The 831-nt window shown below is 61.1% G+C and carries 1 protein-coding gene; it reads right to left on the bottom strand.

The genetic code is table 11. From position 1 onward, the window contains the following. Nucleotides 1-831: tyrosine-type recombinase/integrase (locus HV796_RS42845; protein ID WP_175233627.1), on the bottom strand; the 831-nt coding region annotated here is incomplete at both ends.

The following is an 831-nucleotide window of genomic DNA, read 5'->3' as shown; positions in this document are numbered from 1 at the left end:
TCGGCGTGCAAATAGATCTGAGTAGTCTCGGAGGACTCGTGCCCGAGCCAGAGCGCGATCACGGTCAGGTCAACGCCGTGATGCATCAGGCTCATCGCGGCCGTGTGCCGAAGCGTATGAGGCGTTATTGATTTCTTCTTCAGCGAGGGGCACGAGAGGCGCGCGATTTCGGCGTTGCGCGACACGAGTCGCTGAAGGGCATCGGCACTGAGGTGACCACCGCGCGAACTGGGGAAGACCGGATCGCCTGGTTCGCCTGGTTGATACAGCAGCCACTGTTTCAGGACGGCAACTACATCCGGTCGCAGCGCAGTGCATCTCATCTTTCTGCCTTTGCCGAGGCAACGAACGTGGGCGCCTGTGCCGAGCGTCACATCCTGACGCCGGAGTGCGGACAATTCGCTGTTGCGCAGACCCGTTTGAACCGCTACAAGAAGCAGCGTTCGGTCGCGGTTGCCGATCCAGTTTCGTACGTCAGGCGCCCCTACCAGAGCGGCGGCCTCGCTCTCGGTCAGAAACTCAACTGGGCCGTGCTCGCAGCGTTTGGATGGGATTGCAAGAATGCGCTGACACTGCAGAAACAACGCAGGCTCACTGACCGCGACGAACCGGAAGAAGGCATGCACGGCGGCAAGCCGCGTGTTGCGTGTGCGCACCGAATTGCCTCCGCCGCGTTCGAGGTGCTGCAGGAATTCCTCGATCAACGATACGTCGAAGTCCTCGATTCGCAGCTTCGACGGCGCGCGCCCGATCTGTTTCGTGGCGAACGCTAGCAGCAGCCGGAACGTGTCACGGTAACTTGCCACCGTATGCGAACTCAGACCTTGCTGC

It is taken from the genome of Paraburkholderia humisilvae, from assembly GCF_902859855.1.
GTDB lineage: Bacteria > Pseudomonadota > Gammaproteobacteria > Burkholderiales > Burkholderiaceae > Paraburkholderia > Paraburkholderia humisilvae.
This window is presented reverse-complemented; position numbering and strand designations above follow the sequence as displayed.